Origin of the sequence: Gemmobacter nanjingensis, from assembly GCF_014652195.1 — a bacterium.
GTDB classification, from domain to species: Bacteria; Pseudomonadota; Alphaproteobacteria; order Rhodobacterales; family Rhodobacteraceae; genus Gemmobacter; species Gemmobacter caeni.
Genome location: NZ_BMYI01000001.1, coordinates 211042 through 235051, shown reverse-complemented (window position 1 = coordinate 235051; position 24010 = coordinate 211042). Strand labels below are relative to the sequence as shown.

General features: G+C 64.8%; 27 protein-coding genes. 19 read left to right on the top strand and 8 right to left on the bottom strand.

Going from position 1 to position 24010, the window contains the following annotated elements; all coding sequences use genetic code 11:
• Positions 1–36: 36 nt before the first annotated feature.
• The 7 genes from IE126_RS01205 (at position 37) to IE126_RS01175 (ending at position 7257) form a co-directional block, all read left to right on the top strand.
• Positions 37–1791, top strand: coding sequence for an alpha/beta fold hydrolase (locus tag IE126_RS01205; RefSeq protein ID WP_189379953.1), 1755 nt, complete (start codon positions 37–39; stop codon positions 1789–1791).
• 297 nt (positions 1792–2088) lie between these two features.
• The gene (ppk2, locus tag IE126_RS01200) at positions 2089–3135 is read left to right on the top strand and encodes a polyphosphate kinase 2 (protein WP_189379952.1); all 1047 of its coding nucleotides are present in this window, start codon (positions 2089–2091) and stop codon (positions 3133–3135) included.
• Positions 3136–3210: 75 nt separating this feature from the next.
• On the top strand, positions 3211–3813 hold the full coding sequence (locus IE126_RS01195; protein WP_189379951.1) for an SAM-dependent methyltransferase: 603 nt from the start codon (positions 3211–3213) through the stop codon (positions 3811–3813).
• Positions 3810–4460: a DUF1007 family protein gene (locus IE126_RS01190; protein WP_189379950.1), complete on the top strand. Its 651-nt coding sequence runs from the start codon at positions 3810–3812 to the stop codon at positions 4458–4460. The genes IE126_RS01195 and IE126_RS01190 overlap by 4 nt, the downstream gene beginning before the upstream one ends.
• Positions 4445–5338: a nickel/cobalt transporter gene (locus IE126_RS01185; RefSeq protein WP_189379949.1), complete on the top strand. Its 894-nt coding sequence runs from the start codon at positions 4445–4447 to the stop codon at positions 5336–5338. Before IE126_RS01190 ends, IE126_RS01185 begins: the two co-directional genes overlap by 16 nt.
• 51 nt (positions 5339–5389) lie before the next feature.
• Entirely contained in the window at positions 5390–6745 is a 1356-nt protein-coding gene (locus IE126_RS01180; protein WP_189379948.1) for an MATE family efflux transporter, read from the top strand.
• A gap of 86 nt (positions 6746–6831) precedes the next feature.
• Positions 6832–7257 (top strand): hypothetical protein, encoded by a 426-nt coding sequence (locus IE126_RS01175; protein WP_189379947.1) that lies wholly within the window; start codon positions 6832–6834, stop codon positions 7255–7257.
• 77 nt (positions 7258–7334) lie between these two features.
• Here the strand turns inward: IE126_RS01175 and IE126_RS01170 are convergent, their stop codons facing one another.
• Genes IE126_RS01170 through IE126_RS01160 form a run of 3 tightly spaced genes read right to left on the bottom strand, consistent with a single transcriptional unit; the run spans position 7335 to position 9338 of the window.
• Positions 7335–7760: a hypothetical protein gene (locus IE126_RS01170; RefSeq protein ID WP_189379946.1), complete on the bottom strand. Its 426-nt coding sequence runs from the start codon at positions 7758–7760 to the stop codon at positions 7335–7337.
• 1 nt (position 7761) lies between these two features.
• Positions 7762–8127 (bottom strand): bleomycin resistance protein, encoded by a 366-nt coding sequence (locus IE126_RS01165; protein ID WP_189379945.1) that lies wholly within the window; start codon positions 8125–8127, stop codon positions 7762–7764.
• A gap of 8 nt (positions 8128–8135) precedes the next feature.
• Complete coding sequence (locus IE126_RS01160; protein ID WP_108130434.1) at positions 8136–9338, bottom strand: pyridoxal phosphate-dependent aminotransferase; 1203 nt, start codon at positions 9336–9338, stop codon at positions 8136–8138.
• A gap of 96 nt (positions 9339–9434) precedes the next feature.
• Here IE126_RS01160 and IE126_RS01155 point away from each other — a divergent pair, with 96 nt between their 5' ends.
• The 3 genes from IE126_RS01155 (at position 9435) to IE126_RS01145 (ending at position 10713) form a co-directional block, all read left to right on the top strand.
• A complete protein-coding gene (locus IE126_RS01155; protein ID WP_054300949.1) occupies positions 9435–9833 on the top strand; it encodes a helix-turn-helix domain-containing protein in 399 nt (132 codons plus the stop codon).
• On the top strand, positions 9833–10108 hold the full coding sequence (locus IE126_RS01150; protein ID WP_054300948.1) for an FAD assembly factor SdhE: 276 nt from the start codon (positions 9833–9835) through the stop codon (positions 10106–10108). Before IE126_RS01155 ends, IE126_RS01150 begins: the two co-directional genes overlap by 1 nt.
• A 107-nt stretch (positions 10109–10215) precedes the next feature.
• Positions 10216–10713 carry a MarR family winged helix-turn-helix transcriptional regulator gene (locus IE126_RS01145; protein ID WP_054300947.1) on the top strand — a complete coding sequence of 166 codons (498 nt, stop codon included), beginning with the start codon at positions 10216–10218 and terminating at the stop codon, positions 10711–10713.
• Here IE126_RS01145 and IE126_RS01140 read toward each other — a convergent pair.
• The 3 genes from IE126_RS01140 to IE126_RS01130 all read right to left on the bottom strand — a co-directional run bounded on the left by IE126_RS01140 (position 10707) and on the right by IE126_RS01130 (position 15351).
• On the bottom strand, positions 10707–12776 hold the full coding sequence (locus tag IE126_RS01140; protein WP_189379944.1) for a capsular polysaccharide biosynthesis protein: 2070 nt from the start codon (positions 12774–12776) through the stop codon (positions 10707–10709). The genes IE126_RS01145 and IE126_RS01140 overlap by 7 nt on opposite strands.
• Positions 12776–13918 (bottom strand): polysaccharide biosynthesis/export family protein, encoded by a 1143-nt coding sequence (locus tag IE126_RS01135; protein WP_369814573.1) that lies wholly within the window; start codon positions 13916–13918, stop codon positions 12776–12778. Before IE126_RS01135 ends, IE126_RS01140 begins: the two co-directional genes overlap by 1 nt.
• Positions 13919–14019: 101 nt before the next feature.
• The gene (locus tag IE126_RS01130; protein WP_054300944.1) at positions 14020–15351 is read right to left on the bottom strand and encodes a capsule biosynthesis protein; all 1332 of its coding nucleotides are present in this window, start codon (positions 15349–15351) and stop codon (positions 14020–14022) included.
• Positions 15352–15526: 175 nt separating this feature from the next.
• On the opposite strand from IE126_RS01130, the gene IE126_RS01125 reads away from it, so the two are divergent.
• From IE126_RS01125 to IE126_RS01085, 9 genes are all read left to right on the top strand, one after another.
• Positions 15527–16123, top strand: coding sequence for a riboflavin synthase (locus IE126_RS01125; protein WP_189379943.1), 597 nt, complete (start codon positions 15527–15529; stop codon positions 16121–16123).
• Positions 16114–16671 (top strand): hypothetical protein, encoded by a 558-nt coding sequence (locus IE126_RS01120; RefSeq protein ID WP_229825149.1) that lies wholly within the window; start codon positions 16114–16116, stop codon positions 16669–16671. The genes IE126_RS01125 and IE126_RS01120 overlap by 10 nt, the downstream gene beginning before the upstream one ends.
• Before the next feature lie 81 nt (positions 16672–16752).
• The gene (gene ribB, locus IE126_RS01115; protein ID WP_108130439.1) at positions 16753–17856 is read left to right on the top strand and encodes a 3,4-dihydroxy-2-butanone-4-phosphate synthase; all 1104 of its coding nucleotides are present in this window, start codon (positions 16753–16755) and stop codon (positions 17854–17856) included.
• A 3-nt stretch (positions 17857–17859) separates the two neighbouring features.
• The gene (locus tag IE126_RS01110) at positions 17860–18378 is read left to right on the top strand and encodes a 6,7-dimethyl-8-ribityllumazine synthase (protein WP_054303786.1); all 519 of its coding nucleotides are present in this window, start codon (positions 17860–17862) and stop codon (positions 18376–18378) included.
• Complete coding sequence (nusB, locus tag IE126_RS01105; RefSeq protein ID WP_189379942.1) at positions 18375–18848, top strand: transcription antitermination factor NusB; 474 nt, start codon at positions 18375–18377, stop codon at positions 18846–18848. The genes IE126_RS01110 and nusB overlap by 4 nt, the downstream gene beginning before the upstream one ends.
• Positions 18849–18900: 52 nt before the next feature.
• On the top strand, positions 18901–19314 hold the full coding sequence (locus IE126_RS01100) for an META domain-containing protein (RefSeq protein WP_189379941.1): 414 nt from the start codon (positions 18901–18903) through the stop codon (positions 19312–19314).
• A 118-nt stretch (positions 19315–19432) separates the two neighbouring features.
• Positions 19433–19759: a hypothetical protein gene (locus IE126_RS01095; protein ID WP_189379940.1), complete on the top strand. Its 327-nt coding sequence runs from the start codon at positions 19433–19435 to the stop codon at positions 19757–19759.
• Positions 19760–19929: 170 nt separating this feature from the next.
• Positions 19930–20811, top strand: a complete 882-nt coding sequence (locus tag IE126_RS01090; protein WP_054303782.1) for a LysR family transcriptional regulator — start codon at positions 19930–19932, stop codon at positions 20809–20811.
• A gap of 210 nt (positions 20812–21021) precedes the next feature.
• The gene (locus IE126_RS01085; RefSeq protein ID WP_054303781.1) at positions 21022–21852 is read left to right on the top strand and encodes a DUF481 domain-containing protein; all 831 of its coding nucleotides are present in this window, start codon (positions 21022–21024) and stop codon (positions 21850–21852) included.
• A gap of 119 nt (positions 21853–21971) precedes the next feature.
• On the opposite strand, the gene IE126_RS01080 is transcribed toward IE126_RS01085, so the two are convergent.
• Both IE126_RS01080 and IE126_RS01075 read right to left on the bottom strand, forming a co-directional pair.
• Positions 21972–23297: a TRAP transporter large permease gene (locus tag IE126_RS01080; protein WP_054303780.1), complete on the bottom strand. Its 1326-nt coding sequence runs from the start codon at positions 23295–23297 to the stop codon at positions 21972–21974.
• A complete protein-coding gene (locus tag IE126_RS01075) occupies positions 23294–23926 on the bottom strand; it encodes a TRAP transporter small permease (protein WP_108130443.1) in 633 nt (210 codons plus the stop codon). The genes IE126_RS01080 and IE126_RS01075 overlap by 4 nt, the downstream gene beginning before the upstream one ends.
• Positions 23927–24010: the final 84 nt, after the last annotated feature.

The window sequence follows — 24010 nt, the reverse complement described above, 5'->3', positions numbered from 1 at the left end:
CTTGCTTCGTTCATTGCGATGCGCAAGCTAGCGAACATGACCGAACGTCCTGTCAAACCGCCCACCGCGCAGTTTGCCGAGCGCGAGCAGAAGGCCGAGATCGTCGACCGCCTTTACGAGGTGGCGCTCGACCCGATCCGGCTTGAGGAACTGCTGGAGGTGTGGGAGGACCGTGCGGCCTCGTTGCGCAGCGGGCCGGTGGATCATGCCGTGGTGCTGGACGATCCCGAGATCGACGCCCATATCAACCGGGCGCGGGTATTTCTGGACCGTTACGAGGCCACGCGCGAGGAGGGCGGTTATCGCCTGCTGCTGGATGACATCCCGCGGTCTGCGGCGTTTGTCAGTGACGGCGGGCCGAAGATCACCGCCTGCAACCGGCCCGCGCAGCATGCCTTCGGCCTGTCCGACGGGGCGGCGCTGACGGCGCTGCCTTTCGACGCCGAGGATGTGGATACCCTGCGCGCGGTGATCCGCAAGGTGGCGCTGGGTCTGGGCGAACAGGTGGCGACACTGCGCATCCGGTCGGTCACCACCGGCAGCCCGGTTATTCTGCGGGTCAGCCGCATCGCAGCACCCGGACCGCATCCGCTGGCGCTGGTCATCTCGACGGAACTTTACTGGCCTTCAGAATTCAGCGCCACGGTGCAGGAGGCCTTCGGGCTGACGCTGGCCGAGGTGGAGATCGTGCGCGGTATCACGCTGGGCCTGCCGCTGAAAGATATCGCCGAACAGCGCGGCCGCTCGATCGAGACGGTGCGGACGCAGGCGCGCTCGATCCTTGCCAAGACCGAAACCCACAGCCAGTCGGAACTGGTGCGTGTGGTGCTGGGGCTGATGGATGTCTCTTTCATCCCCACCTCGGGGGTGCGCGAGGTGGCGGGGCCGGGGCTTCTGCGGGATGTGGAATTCCAGCATCTGCGCGGGCCTGCCGGGCGCAGGCTGGAATTCATCGAATTCGGTGCGCCGGGCGGTGTGCCGGTGCTGTTCATGCACCTTGATTATGGCCTGATCCGCTGGCCTGCCGAAGCCGAGCGTCAGGCCGAACGGCGCGGTCTGCGCATCATCGTGCCGGTGCGGGCGGGCTATGGCGAAAGCGATCTGCACGGGCGCGGGACCGACCATGTTCAGGGCGTGGCCGAGGATTATGCGGCGGTGCTGGATCATCTGGGTATCGCGCAGGTGGCTGTCATCGCGCTGGGGGCGGATCTGCGCTTTGCGCTGGCACTGGCCGATCTGCGGCCGGGGATGGTCTCGGGCGTGATCGGCTGTGCTGCGCAACTGCCGCTGCGCACCGCCGCGCAGTATGAGCGCATGGACAAGTGGCAGCGCTTCATCCTTGCCAATGCACGCTATGCCCCGAAGGTTCTGCCGTTTCTGGTGCAGGCCGGGTTCAGCCTCGCGCGCAAGCTGGGCAAGGAAAAGTTCTTTGCCCAGGTCAATGGCGGATCCCCCGCCGATATGGAAACCTTCGCCGATCCTCAGGTGCGCGAGGCGATGCTGGCGGGCTCCGAGGTCTGTCTGGCGGCGCGCTTCTCTGCGCATGAGGCGTTCACGCGCGAATGCATCAGTTCCGAGCGCGACTGGTCGGCGCTGATCCGGCGCTGCAAGGTGCCGGTGCTGCTGCTTCAGGGAGATCAGGACCCGCAGACTCCGGTGCAGACGATTCGCGAATTGATGGACGATTACCCCCGGTTGCGCGTGGAGTTTCTGCCTGCAACCGGGCAGCTGCTTTTCTTCCGCGAATGGCGTCAGGTTCTGGATCGGCTCGCCGAATTCCTGCCACGTTAACGCCTTTTTACCGCAGATGGAGTATGCGGCGCCCAAGGCCGGGGGCTAGGGTGACGGCATGACGAAAGCCTTTGGCACTGCGGTCATTTTGATAAGGTAGACATTTTCCCCCACAGAGGGCGGCAGGTCTGGGGCTTGCCGCCCTTTCTGTTTCGGCCCGGCGGTTCGGGTCGTTACGATCTCGTTGCAAAACTGTCACTTTCCCCGCTCTGCTGCGCCGGATTGACGCGGATCAATGTGCCCGCTTGTGCGGTCGGAAAAGGTGCCCCCCGAACGCATGTAACAAGGGAGCCCCGTATGGAAGACGCAGCCAAGATCGCCGACCCCGCCGCCGTGCCCGTCGCGCCGATTGCCGCGCCCGCGGCCACCGATAGCCCGCCCGAACTGCCGCCCGCCGCCACCCCTGCCGTGGCCCATGGTCCGCGCCAGTTTCCCCGCGCCGATCAGGATGCGATCCGCGAGGCGTTTGAATCCGGCCGCTACCCTTATTCCCGGCTGATGGGGCGCGGGCCCTATGAAAAGGAGAAGGCGCTGTTGCAGGCCGAGCTGCTGAAGGTGCAGATCTGGGCGCAGGAGACCGGGCAGAAGTTCGTGGTGCTGATGGAGGGCCGTGATGCGGCGGGGAAGGGCGGCACGATCAAGCGGTTCATGGAACATCTGAACCCACGCTATGCCCGTGTCGTGGCCCTGACCAAGCCTTCGGACAAGGAAAAGGGCGAATGGTTCTTCCAGCGCTACATCCAGCATCTGCCGACCGCGGGGGAAATCGTGTTTTACGACCGCAGCTGGTATAATCGCGCCGGGGTCGAACGGGTGATGGGCTTCTGTAGCCCCTCGGAATACCTCGAATTCATGCGCCAGGTGCCGGAACTGGAGCGGATGCTGGTGCGCTCGGGTATCCGGCTTTACAAGTACTGGTTCTCGGTCACACGCGAGGAACAGCACCGCCGCTTTACCGCGCGCGAGACCGATCCGCTGAAGATGTGGAAACTGTCGCCCATCGACAAGGCGAGCCTCGACAAATGGGATGATTATACCGAGGCGAAAGAGGCGATGTTCTTCTACACCGATACCGCCGATGCGCCCTGGACCATCGTGAAGTCGAACGACAAGAAACGCGCGCGGCTGAACTGCATGCGCCATTTCCTGTCGACCATCGACTATCCGGGCAAGGATGCTTCGGTCATCGGCACGCCCGATCCGCTGATCGTGGGGCGGGCCAGTCAGGTGATTGGCGGGGCGGGGCATATCCTCGATACCGCGCTGCCGCCGGATTTCCGCAAGGCGTTTGATGCCGGCAAGACGCCCGCCACCGCGCGGGCGCAGGAAGCCGCCCAGGCCTGACCGCAGCGTGCCGCGCCTCTTGCCGGGGCGCGGCTTCGGCCTTACCCCGGTGGGGACAGGATCGGAGGGCGCGCCATGTGGGATGAACGATATTCGGCAGAGGGCTATCTGTTCGGCACCGAACCGGCAGCCTTTCTGCCGCGCGAGGCCGGGGTCATGCCGCAGGGCGCAAGGGTTCTGTGCCTTGCCGATGGCGAGGGGCGCAATTCGGTCTGGCTGGCAGGGCGGGGCCATCGCGTGACGGCGATGGAGCAAAGCCCTGTCGCGCTGGAAAAGGCACGCGCGCTGGCCGAAGCGCGGGGGGTGACGGTCGATTTCCGCCAGTCGGGGATCGAGGGCTGGGACTGGTCGCAGCCCTTTGATGTGGTGGTCGGCATCTTCATCCAGTTCGCCCCTCCGCCCCTGCGTGCCCGTATCCATCAGGGCATCGCACAGGCGGTGGTGCCGGGGGGCCTTGTGCTGTTGCACGGCTACGCGCCCCGTCAGGTCGGCTATGGCACCGGCGGACCGTCCGATCCCGCCAACATGTACTGGCTGGAGGATCTGCGCACCGATTTCGCGGGCTGGGAGGTGCTGCGGGCCGGGGATTACGATGCCGAGATTTCCGAGGGGCGCGGCCATTCCGGCCGCTCTGCCCTTGTCGATTTCATCGCCCGTAAGCCGGAGCAGTCGGCATGAGGGCTGTCGCACTTGCCATTGCCATAAGCCTGCCGCTTCCGGCGCTGGCGCATCCGCATGTCTGGATCGACACCGGGGTCGAGGTTCTGTTTGATGCCGGGGGACGGGCCGAGGCGCTGCGCATCACCTGGGTCTATGACGATTTCTATTCCATGGTGCTGGTCGAGGAACGCGGGCTGGACGCCGATCATGACGGCAATGCCACGGCGGCCGAAACCGCCGCCCTTCAGGGGTTCGACATGAACTGGGATACCGGCTTCAGTGGCGACACCTACCTGTTGTCGGGGGAAACCCCGGTGCCTCTGGGGCCGCCCGAAGACTGGACGGCGAAATTCGAGGGCGGGCGGCTGACCTCCACGCATCTGCGCCGGATCGACCCGGCCTTGCCGCTGGAACAACCGCTGCGGGTGCAGGCCTATGACCCGAGCTTTTATAACGCCTATACGATTGCCCTGCCGCCGACCTTTACGCCCGCGCTGCCACAAGGTTGCAAGGCCGAATTGCTGGCCCCAGATGCCACGGCGGCAAATGAGCAGCTTCTGGCGGCTCTGGCTGAATATGGCGCTGATCAGGATGTGGAGGCTGATTTCCCGGCGGTGGGCGCCAATTTCGCCGATGAGCTGGTGGTGACATGCGGCGCGGAGTGATCCTGTTCGCGGCCCTTCTGGCGCTGGGCCTGCTGGCGCTGTGGGCGGGCGGTGGTTTCACCGCGCTGCGGCTCTGGGCGCTGGCCGGCGCGCGTGAGGTGCAGCAGCAGATGGCGGGCGCGGTGCGCGGCATCGCCTCCGGGGCGCCCGGCGCGCTGGCGGGGTTGCTGGCGGTCTGTTTCGCCTATGGGTTCTTCCATGCGGCGGGGCCGGGGCATGGGAAAATGCTGATCGGCAGCTATGGCATGGCGCGGCGCGTCTCGCTGATCCGGCTGGCGGCACTGGCGCTGGTGTCGAGCCTTGCGCAGGCCACGGTCGCCGTCGTGCTGGTCTATGCGCTGATGGTGGGCCTTGGCTGGGCGCGGACGCAGATTGAAGGCGTGACCGAGACCGTTCTGGCGCCGGTCAGCCATGCGATGATCCTCGGCATCGGGCTGTGGCTCGTCTGGCGCGGCGTGGCACATTGGCGGGGGCAGGCGCATCCCCATCACGATCATCATCATTCCCATGGCCCGGATTGTGGCTGCGGCCATTCCCATGGCCCGACCCCGGAACAGGTGGCGCAGGTTTCCGGCTGGCGCGATGCCGCCGCGCTGGTGGCGGGGATCGCCCTGCGCCCGTGTTCCGGGGCGCTCTTCCTGTTGGTGCTGAGCTGGCAGATGGGCATTGCCGCCGCCGGGGTGGCCGGGGTCTATGCCATGGGCATCGGCACGGCCACGGTGACGGTAGCTGTCGCCGCCTCGGCCTATTTCCTGCGCGAGGGCGCTTTCGAGGGGCTTTCAGGCGGCAGGCTGGCCCGCGCGGTGCCGATGATCGAGATCGTGGTGGGCCTAGTGGTCGCTATCGTCTCGGGCGGGTTGCTGATATCCGCACTCTGACTAAAATTGCGGCATCTTGCCGCGGCCTTGACCAGTTGGTAAAGCGGTGGCATGACCCGGCTCCTTTCCCCCATAACGCATCTGCGTGCCCTGCTGGCGCTTGGCCTGCCGCTGGTCGGCAGCCACCTGGCGCAGATGCTGCTCCATGTGGTCGATACTGTCATCGTCGGCTGGTATGGCGTGGCCGAACTGGCGGCGGTGGTCATCGGCGGGTCATGCTTCTTCGTCGTCTTCGTTCTGGGTGCAGGCTTTGCACAGGCCGTCATGCCGATGGTGGCGCAGGCGTTGGGCCGCGGCGACGAGACCGAGGTGCGCCGGGCTACCCGCATGGGGCTCTGGCTGTCCATCGGCTGCGGCCTCATCGCCTATCCGCTGTTCTGGTGGGCCGAGCCGATCCTGCTGGCCGCCGGGCAAAAGCCCGAGGTGGCGGCGCTGGCGCGGGATTTCCTGCGCATCGCCGGGCTTGGTCTTGCCCCCGCACTGCTGGTGATGACGCTGAAAAGCTATCTTGCCGCACTGGAGCGCACGCAAGTCGTGCTCTGGCTGACGCTGGGCGCGGTCTTCGTGAATGGGGCGCTGTGCTATGCGCTGGTCTTTGGCCATTGGGGCGCGCCTGAGTTGGGCGTGCGCGGCGCCGGTCTTGCCTCGGCGCTGGTGCAGCTTCTGACCAGTGCCGCGCTGGCGCTTTACGCGGGCTGGCTGCCCGAACTGCGGCGCTTTCACCTGTTCCAGCGCTTCTGGCGGCCGGACTGGCACGCCATGGGTCTGGTGTTCCGCCTTGGCTGGCCCATCGGGCTGACCGGGCTGGCCGAAAGCGGGCTGTTTCAGGCAACGGCGCTGATGATGGGCTGGATCGGCACCGTGCAACTGGCGGCGCATGGCATCGCCATGCAGGTGACGGCGCTGGGGTTCATGCTGCATCTGGGCCTGTCGAATGCGGCCACCGTGCGCACCGGCCGCTTCGCCGGGGCGGGCGACTGGGGCAACCTGCGGCGTGGTGCGCTGGTGGCCATCGCCATTTCCGCCACTGTCGGGCTGGCACAGGTGGCGCTGTATCTCAGCTACCCCGAACCCATCGTCGGCTTGTTCATCGACCACGCCAACCCCGAGGCGGCCGAGATCATCGCCTTCGGCAGCCTGCTGCTGGCCTTCGCGGCGGCGTTCCAGCTTGCCGATGCGGCACAGGTTCTGGCGCTGGGATTTCTGCGCGGTGTGCATGATACCCGCGTGCCAATGTGGATCGCCAGCTTCGCCTATTGGGCAGTGGGAATTCCGACCTCATGGTTCCTCGCCTTCCGGGCGGGGCTGGGAGGTACCGGCCTGTGGCTCGGGCTGGTCATCGGCCTGTTGATCGCCTCCGCCCTGCTGATGTGGCGCTTCTGGAGCCGCGTGCCCCGCGTGGCCTGACCCCTGCGGGCCGGGTCGATTTCCGGCGCGAAGGAGCGGTATGAGCCCATTGCGGATGATCGAGTATACGAGCAATCCTGTGCTATATGAAGAATTCTTCGATCTATAAAACAGTGAGAGCCAAGCTGATCACCCACGGTGTCGACCGCACGGCGGACGGTCGCCTGACGTTGACTGATGCTGAGCTATTTTCTCTCTTCGTACAGCTTGAGCGTGTCAAAGGGATAGCTAGTTTCGACGGTGTGCTCGAAGTATGCGCAGAAATCGAAGCCCACGTCGCGCACCTTGGGAAGAGGCAATTGATTGTTTTCGCTTATATGTATCTGTCTTTCTCGGATCTGGCGCCACGCATTCATGAGCCTGATGAGGTTCTGCCGGACAGAAAAGTTCGAAAGTCATACGTATTTGGCCGAGAAGTATCGGATGAGGAAATGCTCATCGGCCTTTGGGCGCGGGTAAAGTATGAAGCTGTCGGGGAGCACATGCTCCGCCTTGTCCGCGCCAACGGCTGAGGACGCTGGTCAAACGAACGTCCGCTTTGTCCCGCCAAGCGGCAGTTCCGCAATAGCCAGTCCTATCGCCGTCAGGCTCACCCCTCCGCTGCTTCCTCGCCTGCCGCTTTCAGCAGGCGTTCGGCCTTCTTGCGCACCAGAACCGAGCGCAGGTCGTGCATGGCCAGCAGCAGGGCGTCGGTCACCTCGTCCAGTTGTGCGTCGCTGGCTTTCGATTGCACCCATTGCGTCGTGATGTTCATGTAGTCCACGGCGCGGTGGATGTCGTCGATGTCGCGGCGTGCCAGCAGGGCGCTGCGCCCGGCCATCCAGTCGCGGATCACCTGCATCTCGGCATCCGAAAGCTTGCGGTCGCCATGCGGCTTCACATTGCCGTTCTTGATGTTGATGGTGGCGATTTCATCCATGTCGATGCGGCGCTGCCGGTTCTCGGTATCGACCTTGAACACCACGGCGCCGTTTTCGCGGATGCGGAAATAATAGTCCGGCAGGTCGCCCGCCATGTCAGCCCCCATTTCCCATGCAGCGCAGCAGCGAGCCATCCGCATCCACCAGCGCGAACATGCGCGGCGCTTCGCCGGGCTGGAAGAAGCCGGTCAGCCGCGGGATGGCGCGATGATCACCGGGCAGACCTGCCGCCCGCCATTCGGTGTGCAGCGTGTCCAAGTCATCGACCCGGATGCAGGCGGAAAACCAGCTTTCGCCGGGGACCAGATCGGGATGCGGAAAGAACTCCAGTTCCAGCGCGCCGCGTTTGAGGATCATCCAGCCCTCGTCCCGCCACTGACGGGTGAACCCCAGCCGCGCATAGAAGGCTTCGGTCGCACCAAAGTCGCGGCTGGGCAGGTTGGCGGTGATCCGGTCGGCCATGCGGTTCCTTACTTCAGCCCTTCGCAGAAGGTCTTGATCCGGGTGCAGGCCTCGCGCAAAGCCTCGTCCGAGGTAGCGTAGCTGACGCGGAAGTTCGGCGAAAGCCCGAAGGCCGCGCCAAAGACCACGGCGACGCCGGTTTCTTCCAGCAGGGCAGTTGCGAAAGCCTCGTCATCCACGATATGCGCGCCGCCCGCGCTGGTCTTTCCGATGCAGCCCGCGATGTCGGGATAGACATAGAAGGCGCCTTCGGGCTTCGGGCAGGTGATGCCGGGGCAGGTGTTCAGCATCGAGACCACCAGATCGCGGCGGCGCTGGAACAGCACCTTGTTATCCGTCAGGAACTCCTGCGGCCCGGTCAGCCCCTCCAGCGCGGCATACTGGCTGACCGAACAGGGGTTCGAGGTCGATTGCGACTGCACCTTGGCCATGGCCTTGATGAGCTCCACCGGGCCACCGGCATAGCCGATGCGCCAGCCGGTCATCGCATAGGCCTTGGAGACGCCGTTGCAGGTCAGCGTGCGGTCGTAAAGGCCGGGTTCGATCTGCGCCGGGGTGACGAAGGTGAAATCGTCGAACACCAGATGTTCATACATGTCGTCCGACATGATCCAGACCTGCGGATGGCGCATCAGCACATCGGTCAGCGCTTTCAGCTCGTCATGGCTGTAGCCCGCCCCGGTGGGGTTGGAGGGCGAATTGAAGATGAACCATTTGGTTTTCGGCGTGATTGCCGCCTCAAGCTGGGCGGGAGTGATCTTGAAATCATTCTCCAGCGTCGCCACCACCGGAACCGGCGTGCCGCCCGCCAGCAGCACCATGTCGGGGTAGCTGACCCAGTAGGGCGCGGGGATGATGACCTCGTCGCCCGGATTGCAGGTGGCAATCAGCGCATTGTAGAGGATCTGCTTGCCGCCGGTGCCCACGGTGATCTGGTTCGGCGCGTATTTCAGGCCGTTCTCCCGTTCGAACTTGGCGCAGATCGCCTTTTTCAGCTCGGGGATGCCATCGACGGCGGTGTATTTCGTCTTGCCCTCGTCGATGGCGCGCTTGGCCGCGTCCTTGATGTTCTGCGGCGTGTCGAAATCCGGCTCGCCCGCGCCAAGGCCGATCACATCGCGGCCCGCCGCCTTCAGTTCCGCCGCCTTGGTGGTGACCGCGATGGTGGGCGAGGGTTTCACGCGGGCAAGGGTGTCGGACAGGAAGGCCATGACAGGAATCCGGGCTGAAGGGTTGGATTTGTTGCCGCTTTCTCTTAGGGTGCGCCCCCCGGTCTATCAAGCGCTATCAGAAGAAGGAGAGGCAAGATGACGGAAACCGATACCCAGGGCTGGTTCAGCGAGGAAACCGCGACCTTCGGCGACCGCGTGACGGGCGCGCGCGAGGGCGCGGGCATGACGCAGGACGAGCTTGCCAAACGGCTTGGTGTGAAGCTGAAAACCGTGCAGGCATGGGAAAACGACATGCTGGAGCCGCGCGCCAACCGGCTTCAGATGATGGCGGGGATGCTGAATGTCTCGCTGGTCTGGCTGCTGACGGGTGAGGGCGAGGGGCCGGACGGTCCGGCGCCGGAGCGCAGCGCCGCAACCGAAACGCGCCGCGCGCTGGCCGAACTGGCCCGCATCCGTGCGCAGGCCCTTGCCCTTGCGCGCGATCTCGGCCAGATGGAGCGCAGGATGAAAGCCCTGATGGAAGTGAGCGCCTGATGAGCGAAACGGCCGAAGCCCGTCTGAAGCGGATGCAGATGCGCAGCTGGCGCCGCGGCACCAAGGAAATGGACCTGGTGCTTGGCCCCTATGCCGAGGTGCATCTGGCGGCGATGGATGCCGCTACGCTGGATCTTTACGACGCGCTTCTGGCCGAGAATGATCAGGATCTGCTGCCCTGGGTTCTGGGGCAGCAACCCGCGCCGGAGCGTTTTGCCGCGCTGATCGGCCATATCGGTGATTACGCCCGCCGCAGGCTGCAACCGGGCCGCTGAGCCACGCCGGGAAAACGCCTAAAATTGCGCCGGTTATCCGCGGCAATTTACGCGATCTTTCCTTTTTCTGCCGAATCTCCACCCAGATCAGACAGGTGGAGACAGGGATGACGGTTCATCAACAGGTGCTGGACGGCTCGCATCGGGCCTTCATGCTGGGCTATCTGGAAAACCTTGCGCTGATCGAACGGCTTCACCGGCTTCTGCTGGATGTGGTGAAGGATGAATTCGAACGGCTGGGGATACTGGAAATCAACCCGGTGCAGGCTTTGCTGCTGTTCAACATCGGCGACAACGAGGTGACGGCGGGTGAGTTGAAATCGCGCGGCTATTATCAGGGATCGAACGTCAGCTACAACCTGAAGAAGCTGGTGGAACTTGGGTACATGCACCACCAGCGGTCGGAAATCGACCGCCGCTCGGTGCGGGTGCGGCTGACCGAAAAGGGGCGGCGCGTCCGTGGCCAGTTGCATGACCTGTTCTCGCGCCATGCGGAGGGTCTGGAAAAACGCGGCGTGCTCAGCCCTGCGATGGTCGAGGATGCGAACCAGTCGCTGAAGCGGATGGAACGCTACTGGACCGATCAGATCCGCTATATCTACTGACGCCAGATCCAGGCGTGGCTGGCCAGCATCCCCTGTGCCTTGGCGATGAGGCGGTTCAGCGGCCCCGGATGCGGGATTGTGCCCTGTGCCAGCCGGTCCACCGCGACCTCGGGCGGGCAGGGGCGGCGGGTCAGCGGGTCGTGATAACGCGGATAGGCGATCAGCGTGGCATGAGTGATCTGGTCCAGCGACGGGCGCGGCAGAGGGTGTCCATCGGGCGCACGGCGTCGGCGTTCGGGCACCGGACCCAGATCGCGGGTCAGCCCCCAGCCCGCATAGAAGGGCGCGCCGAGGCAGGTGACAGGTTTGTCGCGCAGCAGCGCCTCGAACCCCAGAAGCGAGGTCATCGTCCAGACCTCCGCGCAGGCCTCGATCAGCGCCACCGGATCGGCGCGATCGGCAATCACATCGGCCAGACCCTCGGCGTGCAACAGATCGGGCGGCACCGCACCGGGGCGCAGGCCCGCCTCGACATCCGGGTGGGGCTTGTAAACAATCACCGCGCCGGGATGCGCCGCGCGCACGGCCCGAAGAAGCGCCAGATTGGTGCAGACCTCGCCCGCGCCAAGGCGGATCGAGGCATCATCCTCCACCTGTCCGGGCACGAGGATGCAATGTCCCTCGGGCAGATCGGGCAGTGTGCCGCCAAGGTTGTATTTCGTCACGCGAAGGCCGATCAGCCGCGTTCGCAGCGCCTCGGCCCGGCGCAACCCGCCGGGCGGCGGGGTCGTTGCGATCAGCCGCTCCAGCCTGCTGGGCCGCGTCGGGTCATAATAGATGCCCAGATCATCGGTCACGAGGCTCAGCGGTGGCACCAGTTCCGCACCCAGCCCGCGGGAGCGCAGAAATCCATCCTCCACCCGTCGCATCACAGGCGCGGCCAGCCCCTCTGGTTCTTTCCCGGCCCAGATCAGCAGGCCCGCGCCGCGCCGCCGTGCCAGATCGGCAGCCTTCGCGGGCGGGTCACGAAAGCTCAGCCGCCCGTGCCCGCCGAAGAAGCCGCGCAGCGGCCCGCGTTTCCACAGCCGCATGCCGGTTGCTATATGCCCGGCCTGATCCTCGCGGAAGGCGCGCACCTCGGCCTCCAGCTGGTCCACCGCCTCCTCGAACCGGCACAGCCGGTCCCGGCAGGGATCATACCAGAGCGGGGCAAGGATCATCGCGCCCGCGAACATCTGTGCGGGCGTCAGGCGGCGACCCCGCCCTGGCACAGGCTGTTCATCCCGTGTCAGCCCCCAACCCGCATAGAAGGGCTGGCCGAAGACGCGCGGCCGGTGCCCGGCCCAGATCGCCTCCATCCCCAGTTGCGACGACACGGTATAGACCGCGATGGCCCCATCCAGCAGATCATGCGGCGAGACCGGATCGGCGCAAATCTGCACGCGATCCGACAGTGCCTCGGGGCCATAATGGCCGGGGCGCAGCCCCGCCAGGGTCTCGGGATGGGTCTTGATCAGGATGCGCGCGCCGGGGTTTTCATCCAGCGCGGCGGCCAGCATGTCCTGGAATGTCTGCGCCGTGGCGCCACCCCAGCGGACCGAGGCATCGCCCAGCGTCTGATCGACGACCAGCACATAACCCGGCGCGGGGGGCGGCACGGCGGGATCGTGCAGGTTGTATTTGGACAGATGCAAGGCCCGCAGCCGCCCGATCCCGTCGCGCGCGCGCTGCAACAGCGCGGCATCGTCCAGCGGGTTGCGGGCGAGGATCGTTTCCAGCCGCGAGGGCGCGCTGGCATCGAAATGCACCCCCATCCCGTCGATCATCAGCCCCAGCGGCGGATCACCCGCGCGTCCCGGCCGCAAGGAGCGCAGGAAGGGATCTTCCAGCCGCACCAGTGGCACGCCGCGCCGCGCGGCCACCGCCTCGCCCCGCGCGGCATAAGGCGACCGGCCCCAGACCACCACGCCATCCGCGGGGCCAGGCAGGCCCAGCCGCAACTCGTGCCCGGCCAGCGCAAGGATGCGGCGCAGCTGCGGCTGGCGCAGAAAGCCCGCGTTGTAAAAGAACAGCCGCCGGGGAAGCCCCCCGGCGGCCGGTGTTTCTGCGGTTTGCAGCGGCATCAGTTTCCGGATGTGCTGCTGTTGGCGAGGCTGCTGGCCGCATTGGCGGTGCCGGTGATCGCATTGATCGTTTTCGACCATTGCGTGAACGGCGCCTCGGTGACGTAAAGCGTGTCGCCATCGCGGATCAGGAAATCACGCGCCTCGAACATGCCTGTGGGCTGCGTCAGATCCAGCACATAGACCATGCGCTGATCACCGCGCAGATCCTTGCGGCCCAGCACCTGATTGGCAATCTCGGCCGGTTCGTTGCGGAAGACGAATACCCCGGTGGGATCGGCCAGGGTGGTGGCAAGGCCGCCCACGGTAGCGATGGCCTCGATCGCCGAAAGCGTCTGGGTCTCAAACGGCACAAGGCTTTGCGCCCCGGTTGCGCCAAGGGCGGTGAAGGCGCGCTGGTCGCGTTCCACCACGATCTTGTCGCCGCCGCGCAGCGCGATATCCAGTGCCGGGTTCTCGTTCAGATCCTGAAGCCAGACCTTGCCGGTCTGGGTGCCGCGCGTCACGCGGACCACGGCGACCGCCGGTTCGATGGCCACGCCGCCTGCCTTGGCGATCATCGCGGAAAGCGTGCGGGTGGGGCGTTCGATGGGGAAGACGCCCTGACCGCCGACCGCGCCGGAGACCGAGACCGTCTGGCCGTCGCCTGCCAGCCGCTGAACGGTGACCTGCGGATCGGGGGTCTGGCTGTCCAGCTTGCGGGTGATCGCCTGACGCAGCCCGTCGGGCGTCTGGCCGCCCGCCTTGATCTTGCCGGCATAGGGCACGAAGATATAGCCCTGACCGTCGACCTGAACCTGATCAAGCACCGAAACCCGCTGGCCGGTATTGCCCAGCAGCGGATCATCCTTGACGTTTTCAAAGATCGTCAGCGTCAGCACATCGCCCGCATTGATCGTATCGGAACCAACGGTCCCGGCCTTGCGGAACGCATCGCTGAACCCGTAGGCGGGCATGACGGAAGTGGCACGGGTCACGCGGCTGTTCACGGTCACGACGAAGGCATCACCCTTCTTCATCACGGAACCCGCAAAAATCTCGCGTTTGTTGGGACCGGAACGGGGGAGCCCGCATCCACTGACCATCCCTACAACCGCAGCAAGGCCAACAAGCGTGGCCCTCCGGGTGGTATTCACTTTCACTGCTCGGGCTCCTTTATGGATTATGCCTCAAGTTTTTTCCTGCAACCCTAGCCAAGGGGTTGAAAAAACGCCAGCCTCTCGTGCCGTGCGGCGAAAATACGTCAGTTGACAAGCCGTAACTGTTGCCGAGGTGCCGCGTTTCCCGAGGTCAGCGCATCATAGGGGTCTTCCGGCGACAGCATCATGTCGACCACCTGACGCAGCAGGACACGCCGCCCGCGAGCGGAATAGAAGCCGCCGGGCACCTGGCTGGTTTCCAGCAGGTAACGCCGGTAGTCGCGATAGGCGCGGCTGTCGGGGCGGATGGGCTGGCGGAAGAAATCGCTGAGGCTCTGGGTCGAAACGAATTCCGGCTTGGCATAGACCGCAGCGCCGAAGGTCTTGAGTGGCAGGCCACGCCAAAGCGCCTGCTGCGCGGCGGTGGAGTTCACCGTGACCGCGCTGCGGGCGTGGTTCAGCAACAGCGCCAGCTTGCCGCCGCGCACGAAATGCACGCGATCCTGCACGCCATGTTCCCGCGCCAGATCACGGATGGCACGGGCGACGGGCACACGGCCATCTTCCAGCGGATGTGCCTTGAACACCAGATGATGATGCGGCGGCGCGCCACGGGCGAAACCCTCGATCACCACTTGCAGGAATTCGGTCATGGTGCGGAAGGGCGAGTGCATCTGGAAGCTGGAGTCATGTTCCAGCTGCAAAAGCACCAGATGATAGGGAAATCCGCCATGCCGGATGCGCAGCGTCGCCAGCCTGCGCTCTGCGGCATGCAGCGGCAAGAGCGCCAGACGCTTGCAGTAAAGCCAGAACTCCTGCCGCACGGTCAGGGCGCGATGCGGGCGGTAGCCGCGATATTGCCAGACGCCCGTCATCACGAACCAGTGGTAAAGCGCGCCGTAGAACATGTGCTGGCGCATGTCCCCCCAGTGGGCCGGGGCATCGGGCAGGTCGGTGTCTGATTGTGCCAGCGCGGCCTGCATCTGGTGCAGGCTCAGGTCCATCAGCCGCGAGTTGCCGTTGGACCCGCCGCGTTCATAGGTCACCCAATGCGGGCGCAGATAGCCTTCCTCGAACACATGCACGGTCAGGCCGCGTGCACGCGCAAGCTTCACTGCCTCGGCATGGATGGACCGGGTATCGCCGTAAAGCACGATATCGGTGATCGCATGATCGTCCAGCAGGGTGCCAAAGGTCGCAGGCCAGTCGGCAGCAGGGCCGCGATAGGGGATGAAGCTGTCACGGTCGGGCCAGAACGCCTGGTCGCCCCGGTTGAAGCCCACGCGCCAGACCTGTGCACCAGCGGCGCGCAGCATCCGTCCCAGCCGGTGAAACCAGGGCCCGTGTGGTCCCTGAAGAAAGAGGAACCGCCGCCCCTCGCCGGTCAGGGCAGGGGCTGCGCCCTCGCTTCCCGTGATCCGTCTGCCTGTCACCATGTCCACTCGTCCGTTTTTCCTGCCTTAGCACGGCAGGGCCAGGGATGAAGGGGAAATCCCGCAAATTCTTGACCATTCTGCCAAAAAGCGCGGCGGTTTTGTGACGATCAGGTGGCCACCCTTGCGCGCTTGCCGCCAGAGGGCTAGGCATCGGGAAACGGCAAGGAGAGACGCGATGTTCACAGGGATCGTCACCGATATCGGCAAGGTGCTGGAGCTGGAGCAGAAGGGCGACCTGCGCGCAAGGATCGGTACGTCCTATGACGTGGCCGGGATCGACCTTGGCGCCTCGATCGCCTGCAACGGGGTCTGCCTGACCGTGATCGCACTGGGGCGCGCGCCGCAGAACTGGTTTGACGTGCAGATCAGCGCCGAAAGCGTCAGCAAGACCAATATCGGGGGCTGGGCTGAAGGAACGCGGCTCAATCTTGAACGCGCGCTGAAGGTCGGGGACGAGTTGGGCGGCCATATCGTCTCGGGCCATGTCGATGGCGTGGCCGAGGTGGTGGCGATCCGCCCCGAGGGGGACAGCCTGCGCGTCACCTTCCGCGCGCCGGAGGCGCTGGCGAAGTTCATCGCGCCGAAAGGGTCTGTCGCGCTGAACGGCACGTCGCTGACGGTGAACGAGGTCGAGGGTTGTGATTTTGGCATCAATTTCATCCCGCATACGCAGGCGGTAACCACCTGGAATGAGGTGGCGGTGGGCCAGAAGGTCAATCTCGAGGTCGATACGATGGCGCGCTATGTGGCGCGGCTGCGCGAATGGGCATGACGCCGGATCGTCCGTTGGCGGGCATCGGCCATAACGGCGGGCCCGAGAGCGATGGCCTGTCGTGGCGGCGGCATTGCTGGCGTTCGGCGCGCGCGGCGCTGGTGCCGCATCTGCCCATCGAAATCGTGCGCGGCCGGGTGCGCCGCGCCAGGGAACTCGGTCTGGATTACAAGACCTATGCCAGCGTGCGTGCCGCGACCGGGCATGACGTTGTGGCCTTCCTGTTTTCCTCCAACGCGCTGCGGGTGCCGGGGGCAGATGCGGGGCTGGGCAGGATCGGGCAGGCGGGGCGTATCGGCCTTGCGGTGGCGCCACTGACGCCTGCCGCGCTGTCTGCCGCGCAGCCGCTGCTGGAGGCCAGCCACGCGGCGCCCCGGCCCTGGGGCCGCTTTGGCGAAATCCGCGCGGCGCTGCGGGCTGCCCATGCCGGCCATCCGGCCGAGGGCGTGGTGCTGGTGGGCGATGCGCCGTTCGAACCGGAATGGGTGGTGGCCGGACGGCTGGGCTATTACCTTCCGGCCGCGCGCATCTTCGCGCAGGGTCTTTGACTCTGTGCCCGTGACTGTGCACTCTGGCAATCGCCGGGGCGCTGCGGTAATGGCAGGGGAACACCTTCCCGGAGACGTGCCATGACCGGACACAAGACCGACTTTTCCGACGCCATTTCCTCGACCGAGGAGATCATTGAAGACGCCCGCAAGGGCCGCATGTTCATTCTCGTGGACCATGAGGACCGCGAGAACGAGGGCGATCTGGTGATCCCGGCCGAGATGTGCGACGCGGCGGCGGTGAATTTCATGGCGACGCACGGGCGCGGGCTGATCTGCCTCACGCTCTCCAGTGCGCGGATCGACCAGCTTGGCCTGCCGCTGATGGCGTCGAAAAACTCGTCGCGCCACGAAACCGCCTTCACCGTCTCGATCGAGGCGCGCGAAGGGGTGGAAACCGGGATTTCCGCCGCCGACCGCGCCCGCACCATCGCGGTGGCCATCGACGACAAGGCCGGTCCGCAGGATATTGCGACGCCCGGCCATATCTTTCCGCTGCGCGCCCGTGATGGCGGCGTGCTGGTGCGCGCCGGTCATACCGAAGCCGCGACCGATGTGTCGCGTCTCGCCGGGCTGAAGCCCGCCGGGGTGATCTGCGAGATCATGAATGACGACGGCACCATGGCGCGGCTGCCCGATCTGGTGCAGTTCGCGCAGCGTCACGGCCTGAAGATCGGCACGATTTCCGACCTGATCGCCTATCGCCGCCGCCACGACAATCTGGTGAAAGAGGCGTCCGTCCGCCGCGTGACCTCGGTTCACGGTGGCGAATGGGTCATGCGCATCTTCTCGGATGTGGCTCAGGGGGCGGAACATGTGGTGCTGACCAAGGGCGATATCGCGGCGCCCGGTCCGGTGCTGGTGCGGATGCATGCGCTGGATCCGCTGGCCGATGTGCTGGGGATCGGCGGCGTCGAAACTGCGGGCGAGCTGTCGGGGGCGATGAAGGTCATCGCGTCCGAGGGGCGCGGCGTGGTCGTGCTGCTGCGCGACACTTCGATGAAACTGGTGGAGGCGGGGGAGGCCTCGCCGCAGACGCTGCGGCAATACGGGCTGGGCGCGCAGATCCTCGCCGCGCTGGGGCTGACCGAAATCACGCTGGTCACCAACCATCAGGCGCCCAAGGTCGTGGGGCTGGATGCCTATGGCCTGTCGATTTCCGGCACCCGCGCGATCAAGGAGTGACCCATGGCCGCCAATGAACAGCATTACACGCTGCCGCTGCCGCAGTTTGACAAGCCTGTGAAGCTCCTGATCGTCGTGGCGCCCTACTACAAGGACATCGCCGACAATCTGGTGGCGGGGGCGCAGGCCGTGGCTGCCGCCTGCGGTGCGGAAACCGAAGTGATCGAGGTGCCCGGCGCGCTGGAAATCCCCTCGGCCATCGCGCTGGCGGAGCGGCTGTCGAATTACGACGGCTATGTCGGTCTGGGATGTGTGATCCGGGGTGAGACCACGCATTACGATACGGTCTGCAACGATTCCAGCCGCGGCATCACGCTGCTGGGCCTGCAAGGCGCCTGCATCGGTAACGGCATTCTGACGGTGGAAAACCGCGAACAGGCCGTGGTTCGCGCCGATCCGGCCGGACAGAACAAGGGGGGCGGGGCCGCCGCTGCCGCGCTGCATCTGATCGCCCATGCCCGTCGCTGGGCCGGAGCCCGCAAGGGCATCGGTTTCCGCGCCGAAGGGGGGCATCTGGCATGAGCGGCAAACCCGATGGCAAGCTGAAACGCTCCGCCGCGCGCTTCTTTGCGGTGCAGGCGCTGTTCCAGATGGAAACCTCTTCGCAGACCGTTGAACGTGTGGTGCGCGAATTCGAGGCCTTCCGGTTTGGTGAAGTCTTCGAGGACGGCACCGAAATGGCGGAGGGCGATCTGACCCATTTCCGCAAGATCGTCAGCGAGGCCGTGAACTGGCAGGCCAAAATTGACCAGATGACCGACCGGGCGCTGGTGGCAAAATGGCCGATTGACCGCATCGACCCGGTGCTGCGCGCACTGTTCCGCGCGGCGGGGTCCGAACTTGTGGCGATGGATACGCCGCCCAAGGTGGTGATCAACGAATTCGTCGAGGTGGCGAAGGCGTTTTTCCCCGAAGGCAAGGAACCGAAATTCGTCAACGCGGTTCTGGATCATATGGCGCGTGAGGAAAAGCCGCAGGCTTTTTCCGCCTGATCCGCCAAGGATCGCCCGGCGACCTGCGTCGGAAGGGGAAAGGAGACCTGTGATGTTGAAACCACTTGCCACGCTTTCCCTCGTTTTTCTCGCCGCCTGTCAGCCGGGCGGCGAACCGTCCGCCTCGCAGCCCGTGCCGACCGAAGCCGAACTGGCCCGTGTCTGGCGGCTGGAGCGGCTGAATGGCGAGACCTTCGCCGAACGGGCCACACTGGATCTGACCGACCCCGCCCGCGCCACGGGGCAGGCGCCCTGCAACCGCTGGTTCGCGGCGCGCGAAGGGCAGTTGCCCGCCTTCCGCTTCGGCATGTTTGGCGCGACCCGCATGGCCTGCCCGGCGCTGGAAGCCGAGTCGCGCTATCTGGGTGCGATGGCAGAGGTCGATGCCGCGAGCCTGCGGGACGGGCGGCTGATCCTGACCGGGCCGGACGGGCTGAAACTGGAATTCCTTCCGCAAACGCCCTGAGTTTCGGCAAATTGCCGCCAGCGCCCTGTTCCGCGCAATAAAATGCTGCACCTGCGACGGTTTGGCGCTGGTGCCCCGCGACAGGAGTGTTAGGGTCAGGGGGACAGGAGGATTCGTCATGCCCAAGCTTGTCCGGCTCTATATCGTCAATGTGGCCATCGGCTATGCGCTCGCCGCCGTTTTCGTGGCGCTGCTCGTGTGGTTCAACATCGGCAATCTGGGCCATTTGGTGCTGGAAACCGAAATGGGCTGGCTGGCGGGTCTGATGCTGTTCGTGAGCAACGGGGTCATCTTCGCAGGTGCGCAGTTCGCGATTGCCGTGATGCGCCAGGCGCAGGATGACGAAGGTCCGCGCGGCGGCACCAGGGCGCCGGTCGTGCGCCGTGAACTGATCCCCGTGCAGGTCGAGGCGCGTGCCGCCAAGTCCGGTTTTCCGCGCCGCTGAAAATCCTGCCGCGCGGGAACCGACCGCGATAACGGGATGTTACAGTCGGGAGGCCCGCGCGTCACGAAGTGAGCGGGACCGGCTGGAAACCTCTTTGCATTAATTCCCCCTGCACTTGGAACCTGCGCTGCCGCATGTTCCTTTCCACTGGGACCAGTGGAGAATGTGCAATGGATATGCAGCTGCTTCGGACCTTCCTTGAAGTGATAGACACCGGCGCTTTTGCCTCTGCGGCCGAGCGGCTGCATGTAACGCAATCGGCGGTCTCGCTGCGGGTGCAGCGGCTGGAAGACCAGCTTGGCCGCCCGCTGTTCCTGCGGCACAAGACCGGGGTCGAACCCACCCCGGCGGGGCGGGAGTTCCGCCGCCATGCCTGGTCAATCCTGAAAAGCTGGGATCAGGCGCGCCGCCAGGTCGGCGCGATGGAAGCGGAACCCGCCAGCCTGACCATAGGTGCCGAAGCCGCGCTGTGGCCGCGGCTGGGGTTTCGCTGGCTCGACGGGCTGAAGACCGCCTTGCCCGAGGCGACGCTGCGGGCCGAGTTGGGCGGGGGGGAGACGATCCTGCGCCGGATGGCTGAAGGCGAGATGCATGTGGGGCTGAGCTTCACCCCCATCGCGCGCACCGGACTGCGCTGCGAGCCCTTGCTGGAGGACCAACTTGTTCTGGTCGCTCCGACAGAGGATTGCCAGATTGAGGACATAAGCAAATATTATATCCTCGCGGACTGGGGCCCGGATTTCCTGCGCTTCCATGAAACCGCGCTGCCGGAACTGCCGATCCCGAATTTCCAGCTTTCCCTGGGCACGCTGGTTGGCAGCTACATCCGGTCGCGCCCCTTTGCGGCCTATCTGCCTGCACGCTATGTGAAGCCCTTCCTGGATGCCGGACAACTGCATCTTGTGGAAGACGCGCCGAATTTCACGCTGGAATCCTGGGTGATCTGGCGTTCTGACCTGGAAACAGAGCTTGCCGATGTTGCGGAATCGACACTGAAAGCGGTGGTCGCCCGTCTGGATGAAGAGGTGAACGACCTTCTGGATGACCTCTGACCGGCGCCGGAGCGTCGCTAAATCCCCCCCGAGGCTGAATATTTGGCCTCGGGGCAGCCGACCGGAGGTTTCAAGGGGGAAGGAGACGAGTAATTCTTGAGGCTGACCCGAGTTTTCTTAATATTGTCCAGATAAATCAAAGGATTAGGTGTCCATTCGTGAGCAGCGGAAGTGCGATGCACCCGCTCTTGTTAGTGAAAGGATATCAAGATGACCACGATCTGGAAAAATGTTGCAGTCTCGGCTCTGGCGCTGATGATCGCGGCTCCGGCCATGGCGCAGACTGATCTGACTGGTACGCGTGACCTGAATGACCGTATCGACGATATCGACGAGGCCGTGGCCGAGGATATGGCGCGCGCCGAAGATGCGGCCCGTTTCTCGAACCCGGAATTCCGTCAGGGTTTCTCGGGCTCGGCCTCGCTGGGCTACTCGGGCAAGACCGGCAACAATGAAAGCCAGGAATTCACCGCCGGCGCCCGGATGCGCTATGCCTCGGGTCCCTGGGTGCAGAACATCGGCGTCGCGCTGGATTTCGCGGATGATGATGGCGTGAAGACCAAGGAAGATGTGTTCGCGGTCTATGATGCGAACTACTACTTCAACGACAGCTTCTATGCCTTCGTTCTGGGCCGGGTGGAAACCGATGGCCTGGCCGCGACCGCAGGGGACGTGAAGACGGACGCCTTCCTCGGCTTCGGTCCGGGCTACCGCGTCGTCAACACCCCGGACATGACCTGGCGCGTACAGGCCGGTATCGGCGTGAGCTATCTGAAGGATGGTCTGGACAACAGCGAAACCGAAACCGGCTACATCGCCTCGTCGCGGTTCTTCTACAAGTTCAACGAGAACGTGTTCGCGACCAACGATACGGACATCCTGTATTCGGATACCGCACTGCGGATCAACAACGACCTCGGCGTGAACTTCAAGATGACCGACAAGTTCGCGACCCGCGTCAGCTATCTGACCGAATACAACGACAGCCGTGCGATCCGCACCGACAACAAGCTGGGCGTGTCGCTGGTGATGGGCTTCTGAGCCCATCCCGACCACGGATCTTTCATCGAACTTCAGGGGCAGGGCAACCTGCCCCCTTTTTCATGCGTGCGGGGCAGGGCACCGAATGAAAAGGCCGGGCGCAGGGCCCGGCCTTTCCGTCAGTTCATGCCCAGCATTCTGGGGAAGGCGAGCGAGACCTCGGGTATGTAGGTCACGATCATCAGGAACAGCAGCGCCGTGACCAGCCAGGGGAAGGTGGCGCGCGTCACCTCGGTCAACCCCAGCCGGGATATGGCAGAACCGACGTAAAGGTTCAGACCCACGGGCGGCGTGCAAAGCCCGATCTCCATGTTCACCACCAGCATGATCCCGAAATGCACCGGATCGACGCCCAGCTTCACCGCCACCGGATAGAGGATCGGCGCCATGATCAGCACGATGGCCGAAGGCTCCATCACCATGCCGATGAACAGGAGCATGACGTTGACCATCAGAAGGAAGCCGATCTTGCCAAGGCCAAGGCTGACGATCCAGTCCGACAGCGCCTGCGGGATCTGCTCCGATGTCAGGATGAAGGCGAACATCACGGCATTGGTGATGATGTAAAGCAGCATCGCCGACATTGCGGCCGAGGACAGCAGCACCTTCGGCACTTCGGTCAGCTTGATGTCCTTGTAGACAAAGACCGCCACGATGAAGGCATAAACGGCGCTGACGGCGGCGGCTTCGGTCGGCGTGAAGATGCCGCCATAGATGCCGCCCATGATGATGACGATCAGCATGAGGCCCCAGACGCTTTCGCGGAAGGCGTTCAGCCGTTCGCGCATCGAGGCGCGGGGCATGCGCGGATAGCCATTCTTCCAGGCGCGGAAGATCGTCGTGCCGCCCAGCATCGCCGCCAGCATCAGGCCCGGCACCACACCCGCCATGAACAGCGTGCCGATGGAGGCCGACAGCACGGGTTGCCCGTCAGCGCCGGTGACGACCATGCCCGAGGTGGCGACCGAATACATCACCATCACGATGGAGGGCGGGATCAGGATGCCAAGCCCGCCTGCGGTGGCAATGGTGCCCACGCCGAACTGGGGCGGGTAGCCCTGTTTCACCATGGCCGGGATCAGGATGGAACCCACCGCCATCACCGTCGCGGGCGAGGAGCCCGAGATGGCGGCAAACAGCGCGCAGGCCAGAACCGAGGCCAGACCCATGCCGCCATACCAGTGCCCGACCATCGAGGTGGCAAAGCGGATCATCCGCCGCGCGACCCCGCCATGGGTGAGGAAGTTGCCGGCAAGGATGAAGAACGGGATCGCCATGATCTCGAACTTCTCGATCCCGGTGAACAGCTTCAGCGCGATGGAATCCATCGGGATTTCGGTAAAGCCGAACAGGAAGGTGAAGACGGTCAGACCCAGCGCGATGGAGACCGGCATCCCCGTGACCAGCAGCAGCGCGAGGATGAGGAAGATGATGAGCGCGGTCATGCGTGGCCTCCCTTGGCCAGATCGTCGGCCTCGTCCTCAAGCCCGTCCACGGCGCCATGGTCGTGATGGGCGATGTAGCCGGTGGTCAGATACAGATACAAAGCCTGTATGAAGCGGAAGCACATCAGGGCCGAGCCAAGCGGCACCGCCAGGTAGATCAGCCACATCTTGATTTCGAGATCGGGCGAGGTCTGGCCACCGTGATAGACGTGGTAGACGAAATCCGTGCCGATCCACGAGATGATCGCGGTGAACAGGATGCCGCCCGACATGGCGATGATGGTGATGAGCTTGCGGGTATTGCCCTCGAGCCGCTCGACAAGGATGTCGACGCCGACATGGATGCCCTGTCGCACGCCATAGGCGGCGCCGAACTTGGCCATCCAGACGAACAGATAGATACAGGCTTCCTGGGCCCAGGTCAGCTTGATCGAATTGATGGCCTTGAAGGCCGAACGGCCGAAGGATTGCAGCCAGGCCATATCGGCAGATCGGCCCCAGGCGACAAGATCGGCGGCAAAGCCGATGGAAAAGCGGTGAACGACCGCCACGAAGATCAGCGTCACGGCCGCAGCCATGAGAAGCGATATGAGGATTTCTTCGAAGCGGTCGAGGATGCGCAGGATCATGGCGAACCTCGTTGGGGTAAGCGGCGGCCCCGGTCCGGGCGGCGGCTGTGAAAAGGGGGGCACGCGGTGGTGCCCCCGCAGGTG